Genomic DNA, 25,162 nt, shown 5'->3' with positions numbered 1-25,162 from the left:
TTCGTCACTGCAACGCGGTGCGCACATGCCGCGGCGGCGCAGACATGGCGCTGGCGCCTGCTTGCGCGCATCGGCCGGCGATTTGCCGCTCCCGCCGCACGTGGTGTAGCGGCCCCCAGCCGGTTGCACGGTTGAAACTGGCCTTACATCAGTCCTGCACGCGAGTAACCGCGGTGCATCGTGCCAACCAGATCACGGTGTGGCCACGCAGAAACGGGTACGCGCGCGCCGCGGCGGGGGGCGGTCAGCGAGGCTGTCCCGCGCTTCCCGAGGGATTGGCCGGGCTGGACGGCGTAGCAGCCGGGGCTGCCGAGGGCAGGACGCCCGATGCGGTGCCGGAGATGGGCTTGGGGCCGGGCTGGCTGCGCTCGCAGCCGCCACAGCCGAGTACGGCGATGATCGCCAGCACGGCCGCCGGACGTGCGTGGAGGTTGCAGGTCACGGGTGCCTCCTTGCGCCGGCGCGGGGGCAACGGATGCGCCGGCAGGTATGCCTGGTCTTACTGTAGCAGGTCGCCTGCGGCGCGCCGCGCCCCGGCCCGCCTTGGGCAAGCCGCGCAATGCGCAGTAAGATGAACGCAGCGCCCGCCGCGCGGGCAGGCGCCTTCCACCCGCGTGGTCCGCGCGCCGGATTGCGCCAGCACCAGGCCGTGACAGACAAGACCGAACCCTCCTCCTCATCCGGCGCCGAAGACGTGCCGTCGCCGCGGCGGCACCGCCCCCACTGGCTGCCGGACCGCCATACCGGCGCGCGCACGCTGCGCGTGGTGAGCGCCGCCGTCACCTCGTGGTTCGCGCACCGCGCCGCCAGCAAGGGCGCCGCGCTGTCGTTCTACATGCTGTTCTCGCTGGCGCCCATCCTGGTGCTGGTGATCTCGATCGCCGGCCTGTTCTTCGGCGCCGAGGCGGCACGCGGCGAAATCTTCGCGCAGCTCCAAGGCCTGGTCGGCGAGCAGGGCGCCGCCGCCATCGAGGGCATCCTGGCCGCCACGCACCGCGCCGGCGGCAGCGGCATGGCGGCGCTGATCGCGACCGGCATCCTGTTCGTCGGCGCCACCAGCGCCTTCGCCGAACTGAAAAGCAGCCTGGACGACATCTGGCATGTGCCGGTGCCGGCCAGCGCCGGCTGGCGCCAGTTGCTGCGCACGCGTCTGCTGTCGTTCAGCCTGGTGCTGGTGCTGGCCTTCATGCTGCTGGTGTCGCTGATCGTCAATGCGGCGCTGGCGGTGGTCGAGCGCGTCTGGGGCCAGCTGTGGACGCAGTCGTGGTTTGCGCCGGTGGCCGAAGTGATTTCCACGCTGTTCTCGTTCGCGGTGGTGACCGCGCTGTTCGCGGTGATCTTCAAGATGCTGCCCAACGCGCGCATCGCGTGGCGCGATGTCACCATGGGCGCGGTCATCACCGCGCTGCTGTTCTCGATCGGCAAGCGGCTGATCGGGCTGTACCTGGGCAACAGCGCCGTGGCCTCATCGTATGGCGCGGCGGGGTCGGTGGTCGCGCTGATGCTGTGGGTGTATTACTCGGCACAGATCTTCTTCTTTGGCGCCGAGCTGACGCGCCAGTACGCGCTGCAGTTCGGCAGCCTGCGCGGCAAGCCGGCGGACAAGCTGGCCGAGTAGCGGCGGTGCAGGGGGTGCGGGGGAGCGGGCAGGCGCAACGCAAATCCCGTTGCGGCGCCCAAACCGGTAAAATACCGCCCCATTCCCTTCGCGTGCCCGCGGGGCCCGGCCCTGCGGCCGCCCGCGGCGCTGCCGGCCCTGGTTCCGGCCACCGCCGGGCCATCCCATCATTTCCCAGTCAAACTCCGCTGCCGTGAGCTCGCTCGTTCCTGAAATTGCGCGTCGTCGCACCTTCGCCATCATCTCCCACCCCGACGCGGGCAAGACCACCCTGACCGAAAAGCTGCTGTGGTTCGGCGGCGCAATCCAGGTCGCGGGCGAAGTGCGGGCGCGCAAGGCCGACCGCCATGCCACCTCGGACTGGATGGAGCTGGAAAAGCAGCGCGGCATCTCGGTGACGTCGTCGGTGATGCAGTTCCCTTATCGCCGCGAAAGCGCCGACGGCAAGGCGCAGGAGAACATCGTCAACCTGCTCGACACCCCGGGCCACGAGGACTTCTCCGAAGACACCTACCGCACGCTGACCGCGGTGGACTCGGCGGTGATGGTGATCGACTCGGTCAACGGCGTGGAAGCGCAGACCATCAAGCTGCTCAACGTCTGCCGGCTGCGCGACACCCCCATCCTGACCTTCATCAACAAGCTCGACCGCGAAGGCCGCTCGCCGATCGAACTGCTCGATGAAATCGAGGACGTGCTGCAGATCCAGTGCGCGCCAATGACGTGGCCGATCGGCATGGGCAAGGCCTTCCGTGGCGTGTACCACCTGATCGACGACAAGGTGCAGCTGTTCGACCCGCACGGCGACAAGGGCACGGCCGCGATCCTGGACGGCCTGGACAACCCGGAGCTGGACCGCATCCTGGGCAGCCAGGCCGAAGATCTGCGCATCGAGATCGAGCTGGTGCGCGGGGCTTCGCATACTTTCGACAAAGAGGCCTTCCTCAACGGCAAGCAGACGCCGGTGTACTTTGGCTCGGCGATCAACAACTTCGGCGTGCAGTCGCTGCTGGACGCGCTGTGCGAACTGTCGCCGCCGCCGCTGGCGCGCAATACGGATTCGCGCGTGGTCGAGCCGCAGGAGCCGAAGTTCACCGGCTTCGTGTTCAAGATCCAGGCCAATATGGACCCCCGCCACCGCGACCGCATTGCCTTCGTGCGCGTGTGCTCGGGCCGCTTCGAGCGCGGCATGAAGCTGCTGCATGTCTCCGCGGGCAAGACCGTGGCGATCAACAACGCCATCACCTTCATGGCGCAGGACCGCAACACCACCGAAGAGGCCTACGCCGGCGACATCATCGGCGTGCCCAACCACGGCACCATCCGCCTGGGCGATGTCTTCACCGAAGGCGAGCCGCTCAAGTTCACCGGCATCCCGTCGTTCGCACCGGAGTTTTTCCGCCGCGCGCGGCTGAACAACCCGCTCAAGGTCAAGCAGCTGCAGAAGGGCCTGCAGCAGCTGGCGGAGGAGGGCGCCACGCAGATGTTCCGGCCGCTGGCGTCCAACGACCTGGTGCTCGGTGCCGTCGGTATCCTGCAGTTCGACGTGGTGGCGCACCGGCTGGAGCACGAGTACGGCGTCGACGCCATCTTCGAATCGCATGAATGCGCGACCGCGCGCTGGCTCAAGGGCGCGCCGGCGGAGATCGAGAAGCTGATCGCCAAGGCCGGGCATAACGTCGCGCTGGACGGCGCCGGCGACCATGTGTACCTGGCGCCGAGCATGGTGAATCTGCGGCTGACGCAGGAGCGGTTCCCGGAGCTGCAGTTCCTGGAGACGCGAGAGATCGTTTGATCGCGTACTCAGGCTGGAAAGCAAAACGGCTCGCAGTTGCGAGCCGTTTTGCATTTCTGCGGGTTTGCTCCCCCCGTCAGCCTGGTTTTGCCTCAATACGCCAGCGACGCCTGGATATAAAACGTCCGCGGCATCCCCACATACTTGCCCGCATTGTTGTCCGTCGAGCGCGTGAAATAGCGCTTGTCGAACACGTTCTTCACGCCCACCGCCAGCTTCAGGTTCTGCGCGGCCTTGCCGAAGTCATAGCCCAAGCGCAGGTTCATCAGCGCATAGCCCGGGATATCGCCCAGCGCGCCATTGGCGCTTTCCGCGGTCTGGTAGGTGGTGGAATTGCTCGGGTCGCCCGGCGAATGCTGCTTCGACTGCGCAAACCCGTCGACATTGAACGACCAGCGGTTGCGCGCGTAGCGCATGCCCACCGTGGCCACATGGCGCGAATAAAACGGCAGGTCGCGGCCGGCGAAGTTGCCCTGGTTGTAGGTGGCTTCGGTGTAGGTGTAGGTGGCGTAGGCGGACAGGCCCATCAGCGCCTTGTCGAGCGCGCCGAAGTCATAGCGCAGCGACGATTCCACGCCGCGGTGGGTGGTGGCGCCGAGGTTGGTCCAAGCATCCGGTGCGCCGCCGGTGCCGCCGCGCAGCTGCAGCTCGTCGTCGAAATCGATGTTGAACAGCGTCAGCTCGCCGCCCCAGCCGTTGGCGTTGAAGTGCGTGCCGATCTCGTAGGTCTTGGCCTTTTCCGGCGTCAGGCCATTGGTGGTCTGCGCGATCTGGAAATACTGCAGCGGGCCGAACGACACGCCGGCGTTGGCGAACAGCTTCCACTGGTCGCTGACGTGGTACATCAACGCCAGCGACGGCAGCGGCTCGTTGGAAGACACGTCGCGGCGCACGCCGCTGAAATTGTCGGTCACGTACGAGCGGATGAACTCGTAGCGCAGCCCGGGCGTGATGGTCCAGTTGCCGACGTTGATGGTGTCGTCGATATAGACCGCATTGGCGGTGGTGCCGCCGGTGCGCCACTGGTAGACCGGCGAGGGCAGGGTGGTCGCATCGATCGAACCCGGCACGTAGTACGCGGTGCGCGAGGCCTGCTCGTCGCTGGCTTCGCGCAGGAAGCGGTAGCCCGCGCTGACCTCGTGGCTCATGCTCTCGCCGCGGAACAGCTGCGAGTAGCGCGGCTCGATCGCGAAGGTGTGATAGTTGCGCGGCGCCGCGGTCAGGCGGCGCCTGCCAGCCTGCGCGCCGGTGCCTTCCTGCTCGATATTGCTGCCGCGGAAGCTGTCGGTGTAGTACGTCAGCACCTCGAACTTGCGGTCGGCGTCGTTGTGGCTGTATTTCAGGCTGAAGTCGTGGCGTCGTCCGCTGAAATTGTCGAAGGGCCGCACCGACTGGAACGGGTCGGCGGCGTACTGGCCCGGCGTCAGCCCGCCAGGCATGCCGGCGGTGCCTTCGTAGTAGTGGAACGCCGCGCTCAGCGAGTCGGTCTTGGAGATCCGGTAGGCGCCCTTGAGCAGCAGGTCGTCGATATTGACGTGGTCGTTGCTGGCACGATAGCCGTTGCCGTGGATGCCCGAGTACAGCAGCGCGCCGCCCAGCCCCTGCTCGTTGGTGCCGCCGATGAACGCGGTCGGGTTGGTCTTGACGTTGCCGCCGTGGCTGTAGATGTCGGTCGAAACCGAGGCATCGGCGGCGAAGGCCTGCGGGATCGGCCGCGTCACGAAGTTGATGATGCCGCCGACGTTCTGCGGGCCGTAACGCACCGAGCCCGCGCCGCGCACCACGTCGATGGTCTCGAGGTTGCCCAGCGACAGTGGCGCCATCGACAGCTGCGGCTGGCCATAGGGCGCCACCGCCAGCGGGATGCCGTCCATCAGGATGGTCGAGCGCGGCGACAGCCGCGAGGCCAGCCCGCGCACGCCGACGTTCAGCGAGACATCGCTGCCGCCGGTGCCGTTGTTCTCCTGCACCTGCACCCCCGGGATGCGGCGCAGCACCTCCCGCACATTGTTGGCGCCGGCTTCGGCGAAGGTTTCGCGGTCGACGATGGTCCGCGCGCCCGGATGCTCCAGCACCTTGGCCTCGTTAGCGTTTTCCAGCCAGTTGCCGACCACGGTGACCGTGTTCAGCGTGGCCTCGGGATTGGCGGAAGCCGGTTCGGCGGCGTGGGCCGGGATGGCGGCGAGATGGGCAAACAGCAGGGCGGCGCCGATGGCACCCCCGGTCAGGCGGAAAGCGGGCTGCAAGGTGAGATTCCTGGGAGACGGGGCGCGTCCCGTGCGCCGGAAGCGGTGGTCCGGCCGGTCGCGCCAATGGGCGGCGATTATAAATGCGAGTGATTCTCAAAGGCGAGAAGCCGGGCATTGCGCCGCAGGCGCGTGTCGCGTCAGTGCATCATTGTGCGGACAACAAGGCAGGATTCGCGCCCCATCCCGCACATTTTGCCAATGGCGTGTGCAGTCGTCGGCATCTGCATGCAGCAATTAAGCGCACGCTTTAGAATCTTGCCTTTGCGCCGGGCGAACCCGCTCCCCGTGCGCAACCCTCCGCCCCCTTCCTGCCGCATCCATGTCTTCCCCTGCCACCGTTCCGGCCGCCGAGCCGGACAGCGTTTTCCGTGATTCCGTCTTTCGCCGCTACTGGTTCGCGCGGCTGTGCACCACTATCGGCTACCAGATCTTTACCGTGGCGGTGGGCTGGCAGATGTACGACCTGACGCGCGACCCGCTGATGCTGGGCATGGTCGGGCTGGTGCAGTTCCTGCCGTCGGTGGCGCTGATCCTGATGTCCGGACACGTGGCGGACCGCTTCGACCGGCGCCGCATCGTGCGCACCTGCCAGGCGATCGAGGCGCTGCTGGCCGCAGGCATGGCCGCGGCCAGCCTGGGCGGCTGGATCGACAGCCACCACATCTTTGTCTTCGTCGCGCTGATCGGCGCCACGCGCGCGTTCGAAAACCCGACGCTGCAGGCCCTGCTGCCCAGTGTGGTCACGCCGCGCCAGCTGCCGCGCGCGGTGGCGCTGGCCAGCTCGGCGGCACAGGCCGCCATCATCATCGGCCCGGCCATCGGCGGTTTCGCCTATGTGGCGGGGCCGGGGGTGGTGTACACGCTGAGCGCGACGCTGTTCGCCATTGCGGCGCTGCTGGTTGGCGGCATCACGCTGCGCCAGGCGGCGCAGCGGCTGACCGCGCCGGTCAGCGTGCGCACCGTCTTTGCCGGGTTTGCCTATATCCGCGGCCGTCCGGTGCTGCTGGGCGCGATCTCGCTGGATATGGTCGCGGTGCTGCTGGGCGGCGCCGCCGCGCTGTTGCCGATCTATGCGCGCGACATCCTGCATACCGGCCCGTGGGGGCTGGGACTGCTGCGCTCGTCGCCGGCGATCGGCGCGCTGGCGATGGCGCTGTGGCTGGCGCGCCATCCGCTGAACCGGCGCGCCGGACGCGTCATGTTCGCCGCGGTGGCGGTGTTCGGCGTCGCCACGGTGGTGTTCGGGGTCTCGACGTGGCTGCCGCTGTCGATGGCGGCGCTGGTGGTGCTGGGCGCTTCGGACATGATCAGCGTGGTGGTGCGCTCGACGCTGGTCCAGCTGGATACGCCCGACGACATGCGCGGACGCGTCGGCGCCGTCAATTCGGTGTTTATCGGTGCGTCCAACCAGCTGGGCGAGTTCGAGTCCGGCGTCACCGCCGCGCTGTTCGGCCCGGTGGGCGCGGTGATCCTGGGCGGGGTCGGCACGCTGCTGGTGGTGGCGGTGTGGATGCGGCTGTTCCCCGCGCTGGCGGCGCGCGACAAGCTGCATGAACAGCCCGCCTGAATCGGGCACAACGCAGGCATGCCAGGTGCAAACCCGGCACGACGATGGCCGAACCGTACCCGTTTCTGCGTGTTCGGCGGGTGCGCTGACGGCGGTATAGTGATGCCTCGCGCGCCAACTTTCGTCGCTGAAAGTCGTGCGGCGCATCCCTGTCCGCCATCCACCACGCCCCGCGTCCGATGACCTTGCCGACCGATCCGCTCCAGCGCCACGCGGTGTTTGCCGCGCTCAGCGGCTCGCGCGCCTCGCTGGAGCGTGCCGCGGCGCTCGGCGACGGCCTGGGCGTGGCGCTGTGGCGCAACCGGAACGACAGCACCGGCTACGCCCGGCCCGGCCACCACACCATGTCGGTCTACCTGCAGGGCGGCCACGCCACGTTCCGGCGCGACCAGCCCGGCAACACCGGTGCCCCGGGCAGGCTGTGCCTGTTGCCGGCCGACCATGAGTCGCGCTGGCATGTCGGCGGCCCGCAGCGCTTCCTGCATCTGTACTTTCGCCCCGAAACGCTGGCCTGGCACTGCGTGCGCCTGCTCGACCGCGAGCCGCGCGCGGTCGCCTTGCGCGACCTGACCTTTGCCGACGATCCGCACTTGCATGGCCTGAGCCAGCGGCTGGCCGCGCTCGACTGGCAGTCGCCCGAAGCCCGCATGGCCGGCAATGCGCTGGCGCACGAGGCACTCAGCCACCTGGTGCTGACCCACGCCGGCCGTGCCGCCCCGACCGACTGGCGCGGCGGCTTGTCGGCGCAGGCGCGGCGGACCGTGCGCGACTGGATCGACAGCCATCCCGAAAGCAACCCGACGCTGGGCGAACTGGCGGCCCTGGCGGGGCTGTCGGAATTCCACTTCGCGCGCATGTTCCGGGTGTCGTTCGGCATGCCGCCGCATGCATGGGTGCTGCACACCCGCCTGCAACGGGCACAGCAACTGCTATCAGATCCGCGCCGCCCGCTGCATGAAGTCGCCGCCCTTGCCGGGTTTGCTTCGGCCAGCCACCTCAGCCGCCGTTTCCAGGCCGTATTCGGCGTCACCCCAGGCGCCTGGCGCGCGGGCGCGTAGCCGCTGCGGGCGTCGGCGCGCGCTCCGCCGCCAGCCGTTGTGGCGTAAGGGCTGGCGCCTACAGCGGCCAGATCCGGCGCCAGCTTGCGGGAACCCGCTCCCGCCTCGTTGGTCCCCTCTATGTGCCGTGTTTCCGGCTTTGTCGGTGATCGTCTGACATCGTGCATTCAAATTTCACGAATTTGTCAAACGACATCGCCGGCCCGGTGTCTCCGCGAAGTCCGTCCGGAAACCCGCCGCGGCACGCAGAAACGGGTACGCATCACCGCCCAAGGCCAGCACCGTCGACAACCCTGACAACAACCGCAAACGGAGCCGCTCCCATGGATCTCAATTTCATCGATGCCAACCAGCTCGAGGCGGGCTGGGCCTACCTGGTCCGGTTCGCCATCAACCAGGGCATGAACTGCCTGGCGGCCATCCTGATCCTGATCATCGGCTGGTGGCTGTCGGGCCGCGTCGCCACCGCGGCGCGCGGCGCGCTCGGCCGCACCCATGTCGACGCGACCATGCGCCCGCTGCTGGCCAACGCGCTGCAGTGGATGGTGCGGGTGCTGACCATCGTGCTGGTGCTGTCGCAGTTCGGCGTCCAGACCGCCAGCATCATCGCCATGCTGGGCGCGGCGGGCCTGGCGATCGGGCTGGCGCTGCAGGGCACGCTGCAGAACATTGCCGCCGGCATCATGCTGGTGCTGCTGCGCCCGTTCCGCGTGGGCCAGTACATCGATGCGCAGGGCGTGGCCGGCACCGTGCGCGAGACCGGGCTCTTCATGACCGAGCTGACCACCTTCGACGGCGTCTGCCTGCGCGTGCCCAACGGCAAGCTGTGGGGCAGCGCCATCACCAACTACAGCGAGAACGCGACGCGGCGCGCCGACATCGAGGCTACGGTGACCTTCGACAGCGACGTGCAGCGCAGCCTGGAAGCGCTGCGCGCGATGCTGGCGCGCGAGCCGCGGCTGCTGGCCGAGCCCGCGCCCGAAACCATGGTGGTCAACTACACGCAGCAGGGCATCACGCTGAACGTGCGCTACTGGACCTCGAACGACGATTACTGGAACGTGCGCTTCGCCTTCTACGAGCGCATCAAGCAGGTGCTGGAACAGGCCGGCAGCAAGCTAGCGGTGCCGATCCAGGAGCTGCACGTGCCGGGGGCATCTTCGGTGCCCGGCGTGGTGAAGGTGGCCGACAGCGCGCCGGCGGCCGCGCCGCGGCCGGCCGCAGCGTCGCCGCGCCAGCCGGTGCGCCAGCCGGGCTAGCTGCTTGCGGGCACGGTCGCTGCGGTGTGGCCGCTGCGCTCGTTGCGCCCGCCGTCGACCTCGCCTTCATCCGAAAACAGCGTGCAGGCTCCGCTTTCGGCCGTACTGACCTGGCAGCGGAAGGTCGCGAACAGGTCGCGGCCGACGCCGTGCCGATTCGCGCTCAGGTCCGGGCGCGCCGGCGCGCGCGCCTGCCATTCGTCGTCGGGCACCAGCACGTCGAGCGTGCCCGTGGTCGCATCGACGCGCATCATGTCGCCGCTGCGCACGCGCGCGATCGCGCCGCCGCGCAGCGCTTCCGGGCAGACGTGGATCGCGGCCGGCACCTTGCCCGATGCGCCCGACATGCGCCCGTCGGTCACCAGCGCGACATGGAAGCCGCGGTCCTGCAGCACCGTCAGCGTGGGCGTGAGCTTGTGCAGTTCCGGCATGCCGCACGACGCCGGGCCCTGCCAGGGCAGCACCGCAATGAAGTCGCGCTCGAGCTCGCCGCGCTTGAACGCGTGCAGCACATCGTCCTGATGCTCGAACACGATCGCCGGCGCCTGCACCACCCGGTGCTCGGGCTTGACCGCGGAGGTCTTGATCACCGCGCGGCCGAGCCTGCCGTCGAGCAGCTTGATGCCGCCGTCCGGGGCAAAGGGCGCGTCGGGGCCGCGCACGATGCTGTCATCGAGCGGCGCGGCCGGGCCATCGATCCAAGTCAGCTTGCCGTCGCGCAGCACCGGCTCGCGCGTGTAGTCCTGCAGGCCGCGGCCAACGATGGTGGTGACGTCGTCATGCACCAGCCCCAGCGCCAGCAGCCCGCGGATCACCACTGCCAGCCCGCCGGCGGCCTGGAACTGGTTCACGTCGGCCTTGCCGTTCGGGTACACGCGCGCCAGCAGCGGCACCACTGCCGAGAGCTCGTCGAAATCGTCCCAGCTCAGCACGATGCCGGCGACGCGCGCCATCGCGATCAGGTGCAGCGTATGGTTGGTGGAGCCGCCGGTGGCCAGCAGCCCGACGATGCCGTTGACGAAGGCGCGCTCGTCCAGCACCTCGGCCACGGGCGTATAGCGCTCGCCGCCGTGCACCAGCTTCAGCGCCTGGCGCGCGGCCTCGCGCGTGAGCGCTTCGCGCAGCGGCGTGTTGGGGTTGACGAAGGCCGTGCCCGGCAAATGCAGGCCCATCATTTCCATCAGCATCTGGTTGGAATTGGCGGTGCCGTAGAAGGTGCAGGTGCCGGGGCCGTGGTAGGAACGGGTTTCGGCCTCGAGCAGCTCCTTGCGGCCGATCTTGCCTTCGGCGTAGAGCTGCCGCGTGTGTGCTTTCTCGTCGTTGCTGATGCCGGTGGTCATCGGCCCGCCGGGCACGAACACCGCGGGCAGGTGGCCGAACGAGAGCGCGCCCATCACCAGGCCGGGCACGATCTTGTCGCACACGCCCAGGTACAGCGCAGCATCGAACATCTGGTGCGACAGCGCCACCGCCGCGGCCAGCGCGATCACGTCGCGCGAGAACAGCGACAGGTCCATGCCGTCCTGGCCCTGCGTGACGCCATCGCACATCGCCGGCGTGCCGCCGGCAAACTGCGCGGTGCCGCCGGCTTCCAGCGCGGCTTCCTTGATCCATTGCGGGAACGCCGCCAGCGGCTGGTGCGCCGACAGCATGTCGTTGTAGGCCGAGACGATCGCCAGGTTGGGCCGCTCGTCGGCCTTGAGCCGGATCTTGGCGGCGTCAGGCATGGCGGCCACCGCGTGCGCCAGGTTGGTACAGGAAAGCTGCGCGCGTTCGACCTTGTGCCCGGCCATGGCGCGGGTGCGGTCGAGATACGCCTGGCGCGAGGCGCTGCTGCGGGAGACGATGCGGGCGGTGACCCGCTCGAGCACTGGATGACGTGGCATGGGGTTCTCCTGCGGGGGAGCTTTCAGCCTAGCGCACTTTGCCGGGCGCTGCACGCCGCGGGCCACGCAGAAACGGGTACGCTTGCCTCGCCAAGCCGTGGCGAGTCACGTAAACTGGCCGCAACACGGCCGGCCATCGCGCTGGCCGCGACAACTCGAATCCTCAAGGAGCGCAGGGTGAGCATGCCTGATTTCGACATGGTGCTGTTCGGCGGCACTGGCGACCTGGCGCGGCGCAAGCTGCTGCCGTCCCTGTTCGATGCGCACCACGCGGGCCTGCTGCATCCGGCCGCACGCATCCTCGCCACCGGCAGCCAGCCGCTGTCGACCGCTGACTACGTCGCCTCGCTGGAACACTCGGTGCGGCCCGCGCTGGCGCATGCGCCGCCCGAGTCATGGGATAAGTTCTGCGCCCGCATCTTCTACGTGCAGGCCGACGCACGCGTGCCGGCGCATTTCGATGCGCTGGCCGCGCAACTGCTGTCGCGCAAGCCCGAGGTGGTGGTGTGCTATCTCGCCACCGCGCCGCACCTGTTCGTGTCGATCTGCGAGCAGCTGGCGCGTACCGGCCTGAACACGCGCCACGCGCCCAACGTCCGCATCGTGCTGGAAAAACCGCTGGGCCATGACCTGGAATCGAACGAGGCGATCAACTCCGCGGTGGCCAAGTTCTTCGCCGAAGAGCAGATCTACCGCATCGACCATTACCTCGGCAAGGAGTCGGTGCAGAACCTGATGGCGATCCGCTTCGGCAACGCGCTGTTCGAGCCGCTGTGGCGGCGCGAGTGGGTGCAGGACGTGCAGATCACCATCGCTGAAGAGCTCGGCGTGGAAACGCGCGGCGATTTCTACGACCGCACCGGCGCGCTGCGCGACATGGTGCAGAACCACCTGCTGCAGCTGCTGTGCATGGTGGCGATGGAGCCTCCGGCCAGCCTCAGCGAAGACGCGATCCGCGACGAGAAGATCAAGATCCTGAAGGCGCTCAAGCCGATCACGCCGCAGGACGTGGCCGAGAAGACCGTGCGCGGCCAGTACCGCTCCGGTGCCATCGGGGGCAAGCCGGTGCCCGGCTACCTGGAAGAGGAAGGTATCGCGGCAGACAGCCGTACCGAGACCTTCGTCGCGATCAAGGCCGAGATCGCCAACTGGCGCTGGGAAGGGGTGCCGTTCTACCTGCGCACCGGCAAGCGCATGCAGTCGCGCGTGGCCGAGATCGTGATCCACTTCCGCGATGTCCCGCATGCGATCTTCCCGCGGCCGCTGACGCTGTCGCCGCAGAACCGGCTGGTGATCCAGCTGCAGCCCGAAGAGAGCATCCGCCTGTACTGCCTGGTCAAGCAGCCCGGCGATACGCTGGAGCTGACGCCCACCTCGCTCGACCTGGACTTCGCCAACTCGTTCAAGGTGCGCCGCGCCGGCGCCTACGAACGCCTGCTGCTTGACGTGATCCGCGGCCGGCTGGGCCTGTTCGTGCGCCGCGACGAACAGGTGCAGGCGTGGCGCTGGGTCGAACCCATCATCGACACCTGGGAAGCCAGCACGGTCCCGCCCAAGCCCTATACCGCCGGCACCTGGGGGCCGGCGGCGTCGTCGGCGCTGATGTCGCGCGACGGCGGCCTGTGGCACGAGGAAGCCTGAGCCATCGGCTCGCACCATTGCAAAGGAAGCCGCCATGCGCCTGTTCGAACATCCCACGCCGATGGACCAGGCCGAGGCCCTGGCGATCTCGATCGGCAATGCGCTGGACCTTGCCGTGCGCGTCAAGGGCTGGGCCGTGCTGGCGGTCTCGGGCGGGCGCTCGCCGGTGGCCATGTTCGAACGGCTGCGCCACCGGCATGTGCGCTGGGACGCGGTAACCATCACGCTGGTCGACGAACGCGTGGTGCCGCCCGACCACGCCGACAGCAACGCCGCGCTGGTGCGCGCGCACCTGCTGCGCGAGGCCGCGGCAAGCGCCGCCTTCGTGCCGCTGATTGCCGATGCGCAGGACGCCGCGGCGCCGGCGCAGGCGGTGGCGCGCGCCAACGCCGCGTTCCGCCAGCCCGACGTGGTGGTGCTGGGCATGGGCGAGGACGGCCATACCGCCTCGCTGTTCCCGGATGCGCCCGAACTGCACAGCGCGCTGAGCGAGCCGCAGCCGGGCTACGTCATCACCCATCCGTCGGTGGCGCCGCATGCCCGCATCACGCTGAACCTGGCCGCGCTGCTGGCAGCCGAGCGCGTATTCCTGTCCGTCGCCGGCGCGGCCAAGGCCGCGGTGCTGGAGCGCGCGCTGCAGGGCCCCACGCCGTCGTTGCCGGTGAGCCTGGTGCTGTCGCGGCACCGGCACGGGTTTGACGTGTTCAAGACCTGAGCGCCGCGCGCGGCGCCAACTTTTCGAGAGGAACGCTACCCACTGCCATGGCCACTACCGCATCCTTCTCCGCTGACTTCCCCCGCCTGCTCGGCGATGTAGGCGGCACCAACGTGCGCTTTGCGCTGGAAACCGCGCCCATGCGGATCGGGCCCGTCACGGCGCTGAAGGTGGTGGATTTCCCGTCGCTGGAGGCGGCGCTGCGCCAGTACCTCGACGGCCTGGCCGGCTCGGGCCAGCCCGCGCCGCGCCACGCCGCGATCGGCCTGGCCAATCCGGTGACCGGCGACCAGGTCCGGCTGACCAACCACAACTGGACCTTCTCGATCGACGGCATGCGGCGTGCGCTGGGGCTGCAGACGCTGGTGGCGATCAATGACTTCACCGCGCTGGCGCTGGCCCTGCCGCACCTGCCCGCCGGTGGCCTGGTGCAGGTGCGCGCCGGCACTGCCGTGCGCACCGCGCCGCTGGCGCTGGTCGGCCCCGGCACCGGCCTGGGCGTCTCCGGACTGGTGCCGGCGCCGGGCGGACTGGCCGTGGCGCTGGCCGGCGAAGGCGGCCATATCGAGCTGATGCCGGACACTGACGACGAATGGATCGCCTGGCGCGCGGCCCATCGCAACGTCGGCCGCGTCTCGGCCGAGCGCCTGCTGAGCGGCAGCGGCCTGTCGCATATCCATGCCGCGCTGGCCGCAGAAATGGGTACGCTTCTGCTCGCGCCGCTGCAGCCGGCGCAGGTCACCGCGGGCGCCTTCGAGCACAACGACCCGCTGTGCCAGCGCGCCATGGCGGTGTTCTTCGGGCTGCTGGGCTCGGTCGCGGCCGATGTCGCGCTGGTGCTTGGCGCGCGCGGCGGAGTCTACCTGGGCGGCGGCATCCTGCCGCGCTTCGTGCCGGCGCTGCAGGCCTCGGTGTTCGCCGAGCGCTTCGTCGCCAAGGGCCGCATGCGCGGCTGGCTCGAGGCGGTGCCGGTCCATGTCATCACCGCCAGCCATCCGGCGCTGCCGGGGCTGGCGCAAGCGCTGGCCGAGCGCCTGGGCGGCACGGCGGGGAACGGTTAACTATGCGCGTGCTGCTGGTCGAAGACGACGCCATGATCGGCGAGAGCGTCAAGCTGGCGCTGCGCCAGGAAGGCTTTGCCGTCGATTGGGTGCGCGACGGCGATGCAGGCCTGGCCGCGGCTACCACCGCGGCGGACGGCCAGGCGTGCTACGACCTGATTCTGCTCGACCTGGGGCTGCCGCGCCGCCCCGGCCTGGAGGTGCTGCGCGCGCTGCGTGCGCGCGGCGTGCCCACGCCGGTGCTGATCCTGACCGCGCGCGACGCGGTCGCCGACCGCGTCGCCGGGCTCAATGCCGGCGCCGACGACTACCTGGTCAAGCCGTTCGACCTGCAGGAGCTGGCCGCGCGCATGCACGCGCTGGCGCGCCGCGCCGCCGGTCGCGCCGAACCGCTCGTCACCTACGGCGACATCGTGCTCAATCCCGCCACGCGCGAAGCCACCTGCCGCGGCGAGCCGGTGCGGCTGTCGGCGCGCGAGTTCGCGCTGCTGTCCGCGCTGATGGCACGCCCCGGGAAGGTGTGGTCGGTGCCGCAGCTGCAGGAGCGGTTGTACGGCTGGGACGACGAAGTCGGCAGCAATACCGTCGAGGTCTATATCCATGCGCTGCGCAAGAAGTTCGGCGCGGCGCTGATCCGCAATATCCGCGGCGTCGGCTACGTGGTGCCGCGCCTTGACGGCGAAGCGGCCGCGGATGGCAAGGGGGAGGCGGGCTGATGCGCTCGATCCAGCGAACGCTGCTGGGCTGGCTGGCGGCCGGCCTGGTGGCCGGCATCGCCATCGCCACCGCGCTGATCTACGGGCAGGCGCGGCAGGAAGCCAATGCGCTGTTCGACTACCAGATGAAGCAGATGGCCGCGGCGCTGCCGAGCCAGTTCCCCGCCCCCGTCGCGCCGCCCTTCGTCGGCGCGCCCGGCGACCTCGCGCATGCCGAAGAGGACGTGGTGATCCATATCTGGGACGGCTCCGGGCGCAGTCTCTACTTGTCGCATTCGCACCCGGCGCTGCCGGCGCGCGCCGAGCTGGGGTTCTCCAACGTGACCACGCAGCAGGGCGAGTGGCGCCTGTACAGCATGCAGCTGGGGCCCACCGTGGTGCAGATCGCGCAGCCGATGAGCGCGCGCCGCACGCTGGCCGCGCGCATGGCGCTGCGCACCGTGGCGCCGCTGCTGCTGTTGCTGCCGCTGCTGGGCTGGCTGGTGTGGATGGCGGTGGGCCGCGGCCTGCGGCCGCTGCGCGAGATTGCCACCGAGGTGCGCGCGCGCGATGCCAACACGCTCGCACCGCTGGCGGTGCGCCCCATGCCCGACGAAATCGCGCCGCTGAGCGCCGCGCTGAACCAGCTGCTGGGGCGGCTCTCGCATGCCATTGACACCCAGCGCGCCTTCGTCGCCGATGCCGCGCACGCGCTGCGCACGCCGCTGACGGCACTGCAGCTGCAGGCCCAGCTGGTCGAGCGCGCCGAAGACGGCGCCGCGCGCGATGAAGCGATCGGCAAGCTGCGCCAGGGGCTGGAGCGGCTGACCCACCTCGTCACCCAGTTGCTGACGCTGGCGCGCCAGGAACCCGGCGCGGCCGTGCCCCCGCACGAACCGGTGGAACTGCATCAGCTCGCCGCCGGCGTGGTCGCCGACATGGCGCAGGCCGCGCTCGATCGCGACATCGACCTGGGACTGGACGGCAGCGCCGACGCCGCGCCCGCCGTGGTACGCGGCGACGCCGATGCCTTGCGCATCCTGCTGACCAACCTGCTCGACAACGCGCTCGCGTACATCCCTGCCGGCGGGCGCATCGACGTGGCGGTGCGGCGCGGCGCCAACGGGCGTAGCGTGGAACTGGTGGTCAGCGACAACGGACCGGGCATCCCTGCCGAAGAACGCGCGCGCGTGTTCGACCGTTTCTATCGCGTGGCCGACGCGCCGACCGGCGGCAGCGGGCTCGGGCTCGCCATCGTCGCCGAGATTGCGCAGTCGCATGGCGCGCGGGTGGTGCTGGAGGATGCTGGGCCGGGGTTGCGGGTCAGGGTGGTGTTTCCGGGTTAGCCGATGCAGATCCGCGGCGGCGCCCGGCTTGCCAAAGACGACAGCGACCACAGTGGCGCGACGCAGAAACGGGTACGCGGTATCTGCTCCGACCGAAAGCGCGATGCGCCAGTGGCGTATACCGTTCCGGTAAATCAAGCGCTATCGCGCTGACCGGCGACGCCGGCGCCACCTCTTTGGCAACGCCGTGCATCACGCAGAAACGGGTACGCTTTTGCCGCCCAGGCCGTTTGGCGCCATGCCGGCGCGACGCCATGCGTATCATGCGTGTTCCTCCCTCACTGGTGAAAAGACAGCATGCGCGCGATCGGCAATTTCCTCTGGTTCATCCTTGGCGGCGTGGTGATGGGCCTGGCCTGGTGGCTGGCAGGGCTGCTGGCCTTTATCTCCATCATCGGTATTCCGTGGGGCAAGGCCTGCTTCGTGATCGGCAGCTTCACCTTCTTTCCGTTCGGCAAGCAGGCCGTCAGCCGGCGTGAGCTGACCGGGCGCGACGATGTCGGCACCGGCGCGCTCGGGCTGGTGGGCAATGTACTGTGGTTCGTCTTTGCCGGCGTGTGGCTGGCCATCGGCCATGTCATGGCGGCGTTGGCCAACTTCGTGACCATCATCGGCATTCCGTTCGCGATCCAGCACCTGAAGCTGGCCGGCATTGCGCTGGCGCCGATCGGCCAGACCGTGGTCAGCAACGAGGTGGCCGACGCCGCCCGCCGCGACGGCGCCCGCGCGCAGGTGGACAACCTGCGCCGCTGAGCGGCCCGGGCGTCGGCATCGTCGACGTCTTGCGCGTCCTGTTGGCCGCGAAGATCTCTGCATTGCGCCTGGCGATCACGGCGCTCGCCTGCCGGTACAGCGGCTGGCACCTGCCGCCGCCCGCGGCTGCCGATGTCGGCGCGGCGGCGCGGCCCTTCGCCTATGCTTCGCCACAGGCACACTGTTCCGCGCCAGCACCATGCCCATGCTGCCCTCCGATGCCGCGCCTCGCGCGCCCTGGCTGCCAACCCCAGGCAGCTGGCAATACCACCTGATGCTGGGCGCGGCCGGCATGCTGGTGCTGGGCCCGCTGGGCGGCGTCGCCGCGGCGTACATGAACTTCTCGCTGGGGTTCTTTGTCGGCGGGCAGGTGCTGGCGGGCATCCTGGGCTCGGTGGTGACGGCCGGCTACGGCGCATCGGGCCGCCACGGCGCCAACTACATCCAGACCGCGGCGGCGTCGGTGGCGGGCATGGGTGGCATGGCGGTGGTGCTGCAGGCGATGGCGTGGCTGGGCATGGCGCAGCCGCCGCTGTGGCAGCTGGTGCTGTACCTGCTGTGCATCGGCATGTTCGGGGTGGGCGTGGGCATGCTGTACACGCCGTTGCTGGTGGACCGCATGCAGCTGACCTTTCCGTCGGGGCTGGCGGTGGCCAACATCCTGCGCGCGCTGACCGATCCGGTGCTGCTGCGGCGCTCGGTGGCGCGGCTTGGCGGCGGCATGGCGCTGGGGCTGGCGAGCGGGCTGGGGGCCGGGCGCGTGCCGTGGCTGGCGGCGCTGGACCTGTCCGCGGCCACCTTCGGCGCGGGCATGATCGTCGGTGCGCGCGTGGGCGTCGCGGCGCTGGTGGGCGGGCTGGCCGGCTGGGCCATGACCCCATGGTTCGTCGACGCCGGCTGGCTCGCGCCGGGCGACCCGTACCGCAAGGCGACGTTCCTGGTGGCGCTGGGCATGATCATGGGGGCGGCCGTGGTCGACCTGGCGCAGTTGCTGGCACAGGCCTGCCGGCGCTGGCAGGCGCGGCGCCAGCCGCAACCGGCCGCGCCGCGGCGCGGGCCGGGCATGGGCTGGGTGGCGGCCTGGGCGCTGTTGTGGGGCGCGGCGACGGTGGCGGCGGGGATGATGTGGTTCGGGCAGCCGCTGGTATTCCAGCTGATTGCCGTGCTGCTGGCGCTGGTGTTCGCGCTGGTCAACGGCATTTCGGTCGGCATGGTCGACCAGAACCCGATTTCTTCGGCGTTCGTGCTGTCGGTGATCCTGATGGCGGCCGCCGGCCTGCGTGCGCCGCAGGTCGGCCTGATCGCGGCCACGGTGCTGCTGGTGGCCACGGCCGAAGCCAGCGACATGCAGCAGGACCGCTCCACCGGCTGGCGCCTGGGCAGCGACCGCATGGTGCAGTTCGGCTACCAGGTGGCGGGCATCGTGGTCGGCGCGCTGGTCGCGGTGGCGATGGCGCGGCTGTTCCTGCAGGCCTACCCGGTGCTGGCGCTGGACCAGACCAGCCTGCCGTCCGACCAGCAGCCGGCGCGCTGGACCTCGGCGATGACCTACAAGATCGTCGGCGTGCTCCATGGGCTGTCGCAGGACCGTGCCGGCCAGTACCTGGCGGTGGCGGCGGGGCTGGCGATCGGGCTGGCCACGGCGCTGCTGCGCCGTGCCATCCTGGGCCATCCCGCCTGGCAGCGCTTCGCGCGATCCGGCCGGGGCGGCCAGGCCGCGGATTTCATGCTGGACGCGGTGATCCTGCCCTCGCCCTATGCGTCGTCGTTCGGCGGCTTCGTCAACCTGGCGGCGGCGGCATGGATGGCCGCGGGGGGCGTGCTGGCCAGCGCGGGGGCAGCGGTTGGCGCCTCCGGCCGCCGGCAAGGCTTGCCGCGGGACATGAACACCGCGTCGCTGCTCGGCGGGGGCCTGATCGCTGGCGATGCGCTGGCGGCGCTGGGCATCGGCATGGCCGGCCTGCTGGCCGTCACCTGAGGGCGCGATGCGGCCGATTGTCAAATTTTGCTGACGCTTCTGTCCAAGATCCAATGGATTGTCAAATCTTGCGACCGGCGTACCATAGGCGGCCAGACTGACGTAGTGGCTTGACCCGGAGAATCACCATGGCCCTAGACCAAGAATCCTTTGCCCTGCTGCGCGCCTCGGTGCAGCGTTTCATCGACGAACGCCTGAAGCCCGCCGAAGACACGCTGGAGGAAACCGACGACGTGCCCGCCGATATCGTCGCCGACATGAAGGAGATGGGGCTGTTCGGCATCTCCATCCCCGAGAACTACGGCGGCATCGGCCTGTCGATGTCGCAGGAATGCGATGTGGTCTATGACCTCGGCCATACCGCGTTCGCCTTCCGCTCGGTGTTCGGCACCAATGTCGGCATCGGTTCGCAGGGCATCCTGATGGACGGCACCGAGGAACAGAAGCAGCAGTACCTGCCGCGCATCGCCAGCGGCGAGATGATCATCTCGTTCGCGCTGACCGAGCCGAACGCCGGCTCCGACGCGGCCTCGCTGCAGACCCGGGCCGAGCTGGACGGCGACCACTACGTCATCAACGGCACCAAGCGCTTCATCACCAACGCGCCGCGCGCGGGCGCCTTCACGCTGATGGCGCGTACCGGCGGCCCGGGCGCCGCGGGCATCTCGTCGTTCATCGTGCCGGCCGACACCCCCGGCATCTCGCTGGGCAAGCCCGACAAGAAGATGGGCCAGCGCGGCACCAAGACCTGCGACGTGGTGCTGGAGAACGTGCGCGTGCCGGCCGCCAACATCATCGGCGGGGTGCCGGGCGTGGGCTTCAAGACCGCGATGAAGGTGCTCGACCGCGGCCGCCTGCACCTGTCGGCACTGGCGTGCGGCATGGCGCACCGGCTGATCACCGACGCCGTGGCGTATGCCAAGGAGCGCAAGCAGTTCGGCCGCCCGATCGGCGACTTCCAGCTGATCCAGGCGATGCTCGCCGACAGCCAGGCCGAACTCTATGCCGGCCTGTCGATGGTGCGCGACTGCGCCCAGCGCTACGACGCCAAGCCCGCCGGCAAGAGCGATCCCGAGGTCAGCATGCTGGCTTCGTGCACCAAGATGTTCTGTACCGAGATGGTGGGCCGCGTTGCCGACCGCGCCGTGCAGATCCACGGCGGCGCCGGCTATATCGCCGAATACAAGGCCGAACGCTTCTACCGCGATGTGCGCCTGCTGCGCCTGTACGAAGGCACCACGCAGATCCAGCAGATGATCATCGCCAAGCATCTGCTGCGCGACTGAGCCCCCAACCGCCCGGCGTGGCAGGAGTCGACATGGACAGGATGCAATTTCGCGGGCCCGACGGTGCCCCGCAGGCAGGACATGATGACAGCGCGCCGCACCGCTTGCGCGCAGTGGTGGCGACCTATCGGCCCACGCTGCAGGCGTACACGCTGGCGGTGTCGCCGGCCGAGCTGATGGTGCTCAGTGCGCTGCCGGCGCAGATGGCCGCGAGCGTCGCCGCCGCCCCGGATCCGCGCGTGCAGGCGCACCTGGCGCGGCTGCGCGCCGAGGTGCAGGGCAGCGGCATCGCGTTGCCCGGCGCCATCGTGGTGGCGGTCAGCGGCGGGCGCATGCAGTGCGAGTGCGACCACCTGTTCACGCTCACCCTGCAGCCGCGCCATGGCGACCGCCTGATCGTGATCGATGGCTACGAGCGCCTGCTGGCGCTCGCGCATGGCGAGCGACGCCAATGCAAGACGCTGGTGTCGGCGGTGCTGTGGCGCACCGCGCTCGAAGCCGCGGCGGCGGCGCCGGCCGAGGACGTCGCCAGCGAGATCCTCGACACGCCGGTGGCGCAGTCATGCGCGGCGCGCTGGGCCCACGCGACGCGGGTCTGGCATTGACCCCGACGCGGGCTGGCGCCGCATGATCGGCGTGGTTGGCCTGATCGGCCCAACATGACGCAAGCCGCCTGCATGGCGGCTTCTTTCTTTTGGAAGATTGTGCGCAGGCCGCTTATTGCGGCCACACGCCGTCGACGTCGCGCAGCAGGTGGCCGGCGAGAATATAGTCCCCGAGCCGCGTGGCCTTGGCTTCGAGGTCGAGCAGTTCATGGTCCGCCAGCGTGCCGAGATCGAACTGGCAATAGAGATTGCGTTGACGGAATGTGGCCTTGGGTTTGGCCAGCCCTTCGATCAGGGCTTCGCGGGAACGGACGGCGATGCTTTCTTGTCCGCGATACTGCACTTTGATACCGCGCTTTTCTCCGAGCCTGCCGAGTTCGACGGCGTCCTGCCATCCGGTCTCGTAGTCCAGCTCAAGCGCCAGCACGCCTTCCGAGGCCAGAAGCCTGAGCGCTTCTGCCTTGCTGCCAGCTCGCACGATTGACATCCACACCTCTTATATCGACTTATACTGTACGAATATACAGTCAACCCGGGGTCGCGGCAAGGCCCTTGCAGCGCGCCGCGCCGGAGGCGCCGCGCCAGCGCCGCCGGGACCAGGCGTTGCCCGCGCTCACGGGTGGGACCACCGCCCGGCGAGTATGGTTTCCGATCTGTGTCAGGGGCATGTCAGAGGCATGTCAGAGGGGGGCGGGTGATGTGCCGCCCGCTTCCGTTGTGCCGGCCGGCGAACCGGTTGCCGTGCCGCCAGCGGGGCCGGTCGAAGCGCCGGCGGCCTGCCCGGCTGGAGCTGCCGGCGCTGCCTGCGCCGCCGCGCCGGCGAAGTCGCCGGCATAGGCGCGCGACAGCATGCCGGGCTGCATGTAGCAGCGGATGGCGGCGTTGACGGTCTCGGTGGTGGCGTCGCGCAGGCGTTGTTCGAGCTGCGCGGTAAAGGCCATGGTGCGGCCCAGGTAGAGCTGGCTGGCCAGCGCGCCGGCCAGCGCGGCGTCATGGCTGCGGCTGACCATGCCCTGCTGCAGCAGGCCGCTGACGGCCTCGTGCAGTTCCTGCGCGGTAATGCCCTCGCGCACCAGGCGCTCCAGTTCTTCGTTCACGGCGCGCTGCACGCGCGGCAGGCTTTGCGGCGCGTACTGCGCGCGCACGCCGAAACGGCCGGCGCGGTCGAGCGCGCCCACTTGCATCCAGCTGCTCGCGCCATAGCTGACGCCGTCGCGCTGGCGCAGCCGGTCCGCCAGCCGGCTGCGCAGGCTGGCGCCGCCCAGCACGCGGTTGGCAATCATCATCAGCGCATAGTCGGGCGCGTCATTGGTCAGGTCGATCGGGGCGGTGGCCAGGTACACGGCGTTCGCCTTGCCCGGCGTGGGCAGCGTGAACTCCGCCGGCGGGATCGGCACGAATGGCCGGTCGACGCGCGCATACGGCTGCGGCGCGGTCCAGTCGCCGAACAACTCCGCCACTTGCGCGGCGGCAGCGGCGCCGTCGAAATCGCCGACCAGGCTCAGCTGCGCATGGCTCGCGCCGTAGAAGCGGGCATGGAAGTCGCGCACCTGCGCCAGCGTGGCGGCGCGCAGGTCGGCGACGTTCTCGGCGATGGTGCGCGCATGGCGCGGGTCGCCCACGGGATAGGGGTCGCCGTGCCGGCCGAGCGCATTGGATGCCAGCACGCCGGGTTCGCGCTGCACGCTTTCGAGCTCGGCGATGCTGGTCTGGCGCAGGGTCTCGAATTCGGCCTCGGGGAAGGTCGGCGCGCGCAGCAGGCCGCGCAGCAGCGCCAGCACTTCCGGCAGATGCGCGCGGCGCGTCTCGAAGCTGACCGTCACCTGCTCCGACCCGCCCGAGATGCCGACGCGCGCGCGCAGGGCCTCGATGCGGTCGGCGATCTGCTGGCGGTCCATGCCGGCGCTGCCGCGGCGGAGCATCGCGGCGGTGAGCGCGCCTACCGTGGTCAGCCCGTGCAGGCTCTGCGCATCGCCCATGCGCAGCACCAGCACGCCGTGCACCACTTCACCGCGCGCGGGCTTGGGCAGCAGCGCCAGCTGCATGCCGTTGGCGAGCGTCTGGCGCGTGGTATGGGCCTCGATATTGGCGGGGCTGGGATCGAACGGCGCCACCGCGGCCAGCGCCGGCCGGCCCTGGTAGCCGCTGACCATTGCCGCGATGTCGGGCGCCGCCGGCACCTGCGCGCGCAGCGGCTGCTCGGCCGGCAGGAACACGCCCAGGGTGCGGTTCGACGCCTGAAAGTAGTTCTGCGCCACGCGCTGCACATCGGCCAGCGTGGTGGTCTCGATGCGGTCGCGCGCGAGGAAGAACAGGCGCCAGTCGCCCTTGGCGATGGCCTCGGACAGCGCAATCCCCAGCGCACCGGGGTCGTTCATGTACTGCTCGTAGGCGTTGCGCATGCGCACGCGCGCGCGCTCCAGCTCGGCTTCGGTCACGGGGGCTTCGGCGAAGCCCTCGACCTGCGTGATCAGCCCGGCGCGCGCGGCGGCGAGCGGCTGGTCTTTCGAGGCCTGCGCCATGAACAGCAGCGCGCCGGGGTCTTTCATCGCATAGAACGCGCTGCCGATCGACGCGGCCTGGCCGCGCTCCACCAGCGCCTTGTACAGCCGGCCGCCCGGGGTGTCAGCGAGGATGATGGTCAGCAGCGACAGCGCAGTGGTGTCGGGGTGCGCGCCGGGGCTGACATGGTATTGCGCGGCGACCAGGCGGGTGTCGCCCGGGCGCATCACCACCAGCTCGCGCGCGCCTTCCTGCGCGGGCTCGACGGTGGGCTCCGCGGGGAGCACGCGCTGCGGGCGCGGGATCGGCCCGAAATAGCGCTCGATGCGCGCCAGCGTGGCGGCGGGATCGAACTTGCCCGCCACTACCAGCACCGCGTTGTCGGGCTGGTAGTGGCGGCGGTAGAAGGCGCGCAGGTTTTCGATGCTGACGTTTTCCACGTCGCTGCGCGCGCCGATCGGGGCCTTGCCGTAGTTGTGCCAGCGATAGGCGGCGGCCATGGTCTGCTGCATCAGCATGCGCCCGGGGCTGTTCTCGCCCATTTCCATCTCGTTGCGCACCACGGTCATCTCGCTGTCCAGATCGGCGCGCGCGATCACGCTGTTGACCATGCGGTCGGCCTCCATGCGCAGCGCCCAGTCGAGGTTGTCGTCGCTGGCGGTGAAGGTTTCGAAGTAGTTGGTGCGGTCCTGCGCGGTGGTGCCGTTCACGCTCATGCCGCGCCGCGCGAATTCGCCCGGGATGGTCTTGCCCGGCAGCGACGGCGTGCCCTTGAACAGCAGGTGCTCGAGCAGGTGGGCCATGCCGGTCTCGCCGTAGTTCTCGTGGCGGCTGCCGACCAGGTAGGTGATGTTGACGGTGGTGGTGGCCTTGGCGGCATCGGGTGCCAGCACGATGCGCAGGCCGTTGGGCAGGCGGTGTTCGGTAATGCCTTCGACGGACGCCACCTGCACCGCCTGCACCGGTTGCACGGTCTGTCCGGACGCCGGCGCGGACTGCGCCAGCGCCAGGGGGCTGGCCAGCGTGGCAAGCAGTGACAGGTGCAGGGCGGTGCGGCGCATGAAGTCTCCGAGGGCAACGATGATGGGCAAGGATAAGAGCAGGGCAACTGTGCCCCAACCCTTGCCCGCGCGCCAGAGGGAAATGTC

The 25,162-nt window shown here is 69.7% G+C and carries 18 protein-coding genes; 14 read left to right on the top strand and 4 right to left on the bottom strand.

Going from position 1 to position 25,162, the window contains the following annotated elements; genetic code table 11:
* Positions 1-559 precede the first annotated feature (559 nt).
* Together CBM2594_RS25405 and CBM2594_RS25400 are read left to right on the top strand one after the other, a co-directional pair.
* The gene (locus tag CBM2594_RS25405; protein WP_373457611.1) at positions 560-1,618 is read left to right on the top strand and encodes a YihY/virulence factor BrkB family protein; all 1,059 of its coding nucleotides are present in this window, start codon (positions 560-562) and stop codon (positions 1,616-1,618) included.
* A 193-nt stretch (positions 1,619-1,811) separates the two neighbouring features.
* Entirely contained in the window at positions 1,812-3,413 is a 1,602-nt protein-coding gene (locus CBM2594_RS25400) for a peptide chain release factor 3 (protein WP_116359521.1), read from the top strand.
* 92 nt (positions 3,414-3,505) lie between these two features.
* On the opposite strand, the gene CBM2594_RS25395 is transcribed toward CBM2594_RS25400, so the two are convergent.
* On the bottom strand, positions 3,506-5,659 hold the full coding sequence (locus CBM2594_RS25395; RefSeq protein ID WP_116359520.1) for a TonB-dependent receptor family protein: 2,154 nt from the start codon (positions 5,657-5,659) through the stop codon (positions 3,506-3,508).
* Between the two features lie 322 nt (positions 5,660-5,981).
* Here CBM2594_RS25395 and CBM2594_RS25390 point away from each other — a divergent pair, with 322 nt between their 5' ends.
* From CBM2594_RS25390 to CBM2594_RS25380, 3 genes are all read left to right on the top strand, one after another.
* Positions 5,982-7,229, top strand: a complete 1,248-nt coding sequence (locus tag CBM2594_RS25390) for an MFS transporter (protein ID WP_116359519.1) — start codon at positions 5,982-5,984, stop codon at positions 7,227-7,229.
* A 179-nt stretch (positions 7,230-7,408) separates the two neighbouring features.
* Complete coding sequence (locus tag CBM2594_RS25385; protein WP_116359518.1) at positions 7,409-8,287, top strand: helix-turn-helix domain-containing protein; 879 nt, start codon at positions 7,409-7,411, stop codon at positions 8,285-8,287.
* 323 nt (positions 8,288-8,610) lie between these two features.
* Complete coding sequence (locus CBM2594_RS25380) at positions 8,611-9,546, top strand: mechanosensitive ion channel family protein (RefSeq protein WP_116359517.1); 936 nt, start codon at positions 8,611-8,613, stop codon at positions 9,544-9,546.
* On the opposite strand, the gene edd is transcribed toward CBM2594_RS25380, so the two are convergent.
* Positions 9,543-11,432, bottom strand: coding sequence for a phosphogluconate dehydratase (gene edd, locus CBM2594_RS25375; RefSeq protein ID WP_116359516.1), 1,890 nt, complete (start codon positions 11,430-11,432; stop codon positions 9,543-9,545). The genes CBM2594_RS25380 and edd overlap by 4 nt on opposite strands.
* Positions 11,433-11,615: 183 nt before the next feature.
* Here edd and zwf point away from each other — a divergent pair, with 183 nt between their 5' ends.
* The 9 genes from zwf (at position 11,616) to CBM2594_RS25330 (ending at position 21,512) form a co-directional block, all read left to right on the top strand.
* Positions 11,616-13,073 (top strand): glucose-6-phosphate dehydrogenase, encoded by a 1,458-nt coding sequence (gene zwf, locus CBM2594_RS25370; RefSeq protein ID WP_116359515.1) that lies wholly within the window; start codon positions 11,616-11,618, stop codon positions 13,071-13,073.
* Between the two features lie 34 nt (positions 13,074-13,107).
* A complete protein-coding gene (gene pgl, locus CBM2594_RS25365; protein WP_116359514.1) occupies positions 13,108-13,788 on the top strand; it encodes a 6-phosphogluconolactonase in 681 nt (226 codons plus the stop codon).
* Between the two features lie 47 nt (positions 13,789-13,835).
* Complete coding sequence (gene glk / locus CBM2594_RS25360) at positions 13,836-14,849, top strand: glucokinase (protein WP_116359513.1); 1,014 nt, start codon at positions 13,836-13,838, stop codon at positions 14,847-14,849.
* Between the two features lie 2 nt (positions 14,850-14,851).
* A complete protein-coding gene (locus tag CBM2594_RS25355; RefSeq protein ID WP_116359512.1) occupies positions 14,852-15,565 on the top strand; it encodes a response regulator in 714 nt (237 codons plus the stop codon).
* Positions 15,565-16,890 (top strand): sensor histidine kinase, encoded by a 1,326-nt coding sequence (locus CBM2594_RS25350; RefSeq protein WP_116359511.1) that lies wholly within the window; start codon positions 15,565-15,567, stop codon positions 16,888-16,890. The genes CBM2594_RS25355 and CBM2594_RS25350 overlap by 1 nt, the downstream gene beginning before the upstream one ends.
* Before the next feature lie 297 nt (positions 16,891-17,187).
* Positions 17,188-17,643 (top strand): YccF domain-containing protein, encoded by a 456-nt coding sequence (locus CBM2594_RS25345; RefSeq protein WP_116359510.1) that lies wholly within the window; start codon positions 17,188-17,190, stop codon positions 17,641-17,643.
* Positions 17,644-17,842: 199 nt separating this feature from the next.
* Entirely contained in the window at positions 17,843-19,621 is a 1,779-nt protein-coding gene (locus CBM2594_RS25340; protein ID WP_116359509.1) for an OPT/YSL family transporter, read from the top strand.
* Between the two features lie 128 nt (positions 19,622-19,749).
* A complete protein-coding gene (locus tag CBM2594_RS25335; RefSeq protein ID WP_116359508.1) occupies positions 19,750-20,907 on the top strand; it encodes an acyl-CoA dehydrogenase family protein in 1,158 nt (385 codons plus the stop codon).
* Positions 20,908-20,939: 32 nt separating this feature from the next.
* Positions 20,940-21,512: a hypothetical protein gene (locus tag CBM2594_RS25330; RefSeq protein ID WP_116359507.1), complete on the top strand. Its 573-nt coding sequence runs from the start codon at positions 20,940-20,942 to the stop codon at positions 21,510-21,512.
* A gap of 112 nt (positions 21,513-21,624) precedes the next feature.
* On the opposite strand, the gene CBM2594_RS25325 is transcribed toward CBM2594_RS25330, so the two are convergent.
* Positions 21,625-21,999: a hypothetical protein gene (locus tag CBM2594_RS25325; RefSeq protein WP_010811174.1), complete on the bottom strand. Its 375-nt coding sequence runs from the start codon at positions 21,997-21,999 to the stop codon at positions 21,625-21,627.
* Between the two features lie 193 nt (positions 22,000-22,192).
* Entirely contained in the window at positions 22,193-25,075 is a 2,883-nt protein-coding gene (locus CBM2594_RS25320; protein WP_116359506.1) for a M16 family metallopeptidase, read from the bottom strand.
* Positions 25,076-25,162: the final 87 nt, after the last annotated feature.

The sequence above is a fragment of the Cupriavidus taiwanensis genome (assembly GCF_900249755.1).
GTDB lineage: Bacteria > Pseudomonadota > Gammaproteobacteria > Burkholderiales > Burkholderiaceae > Cupriavidus > Cupriavidus taiwanensis_D.
This window is presented reverse-complemented; position numbering and strand designations above follow the sequence as displayed.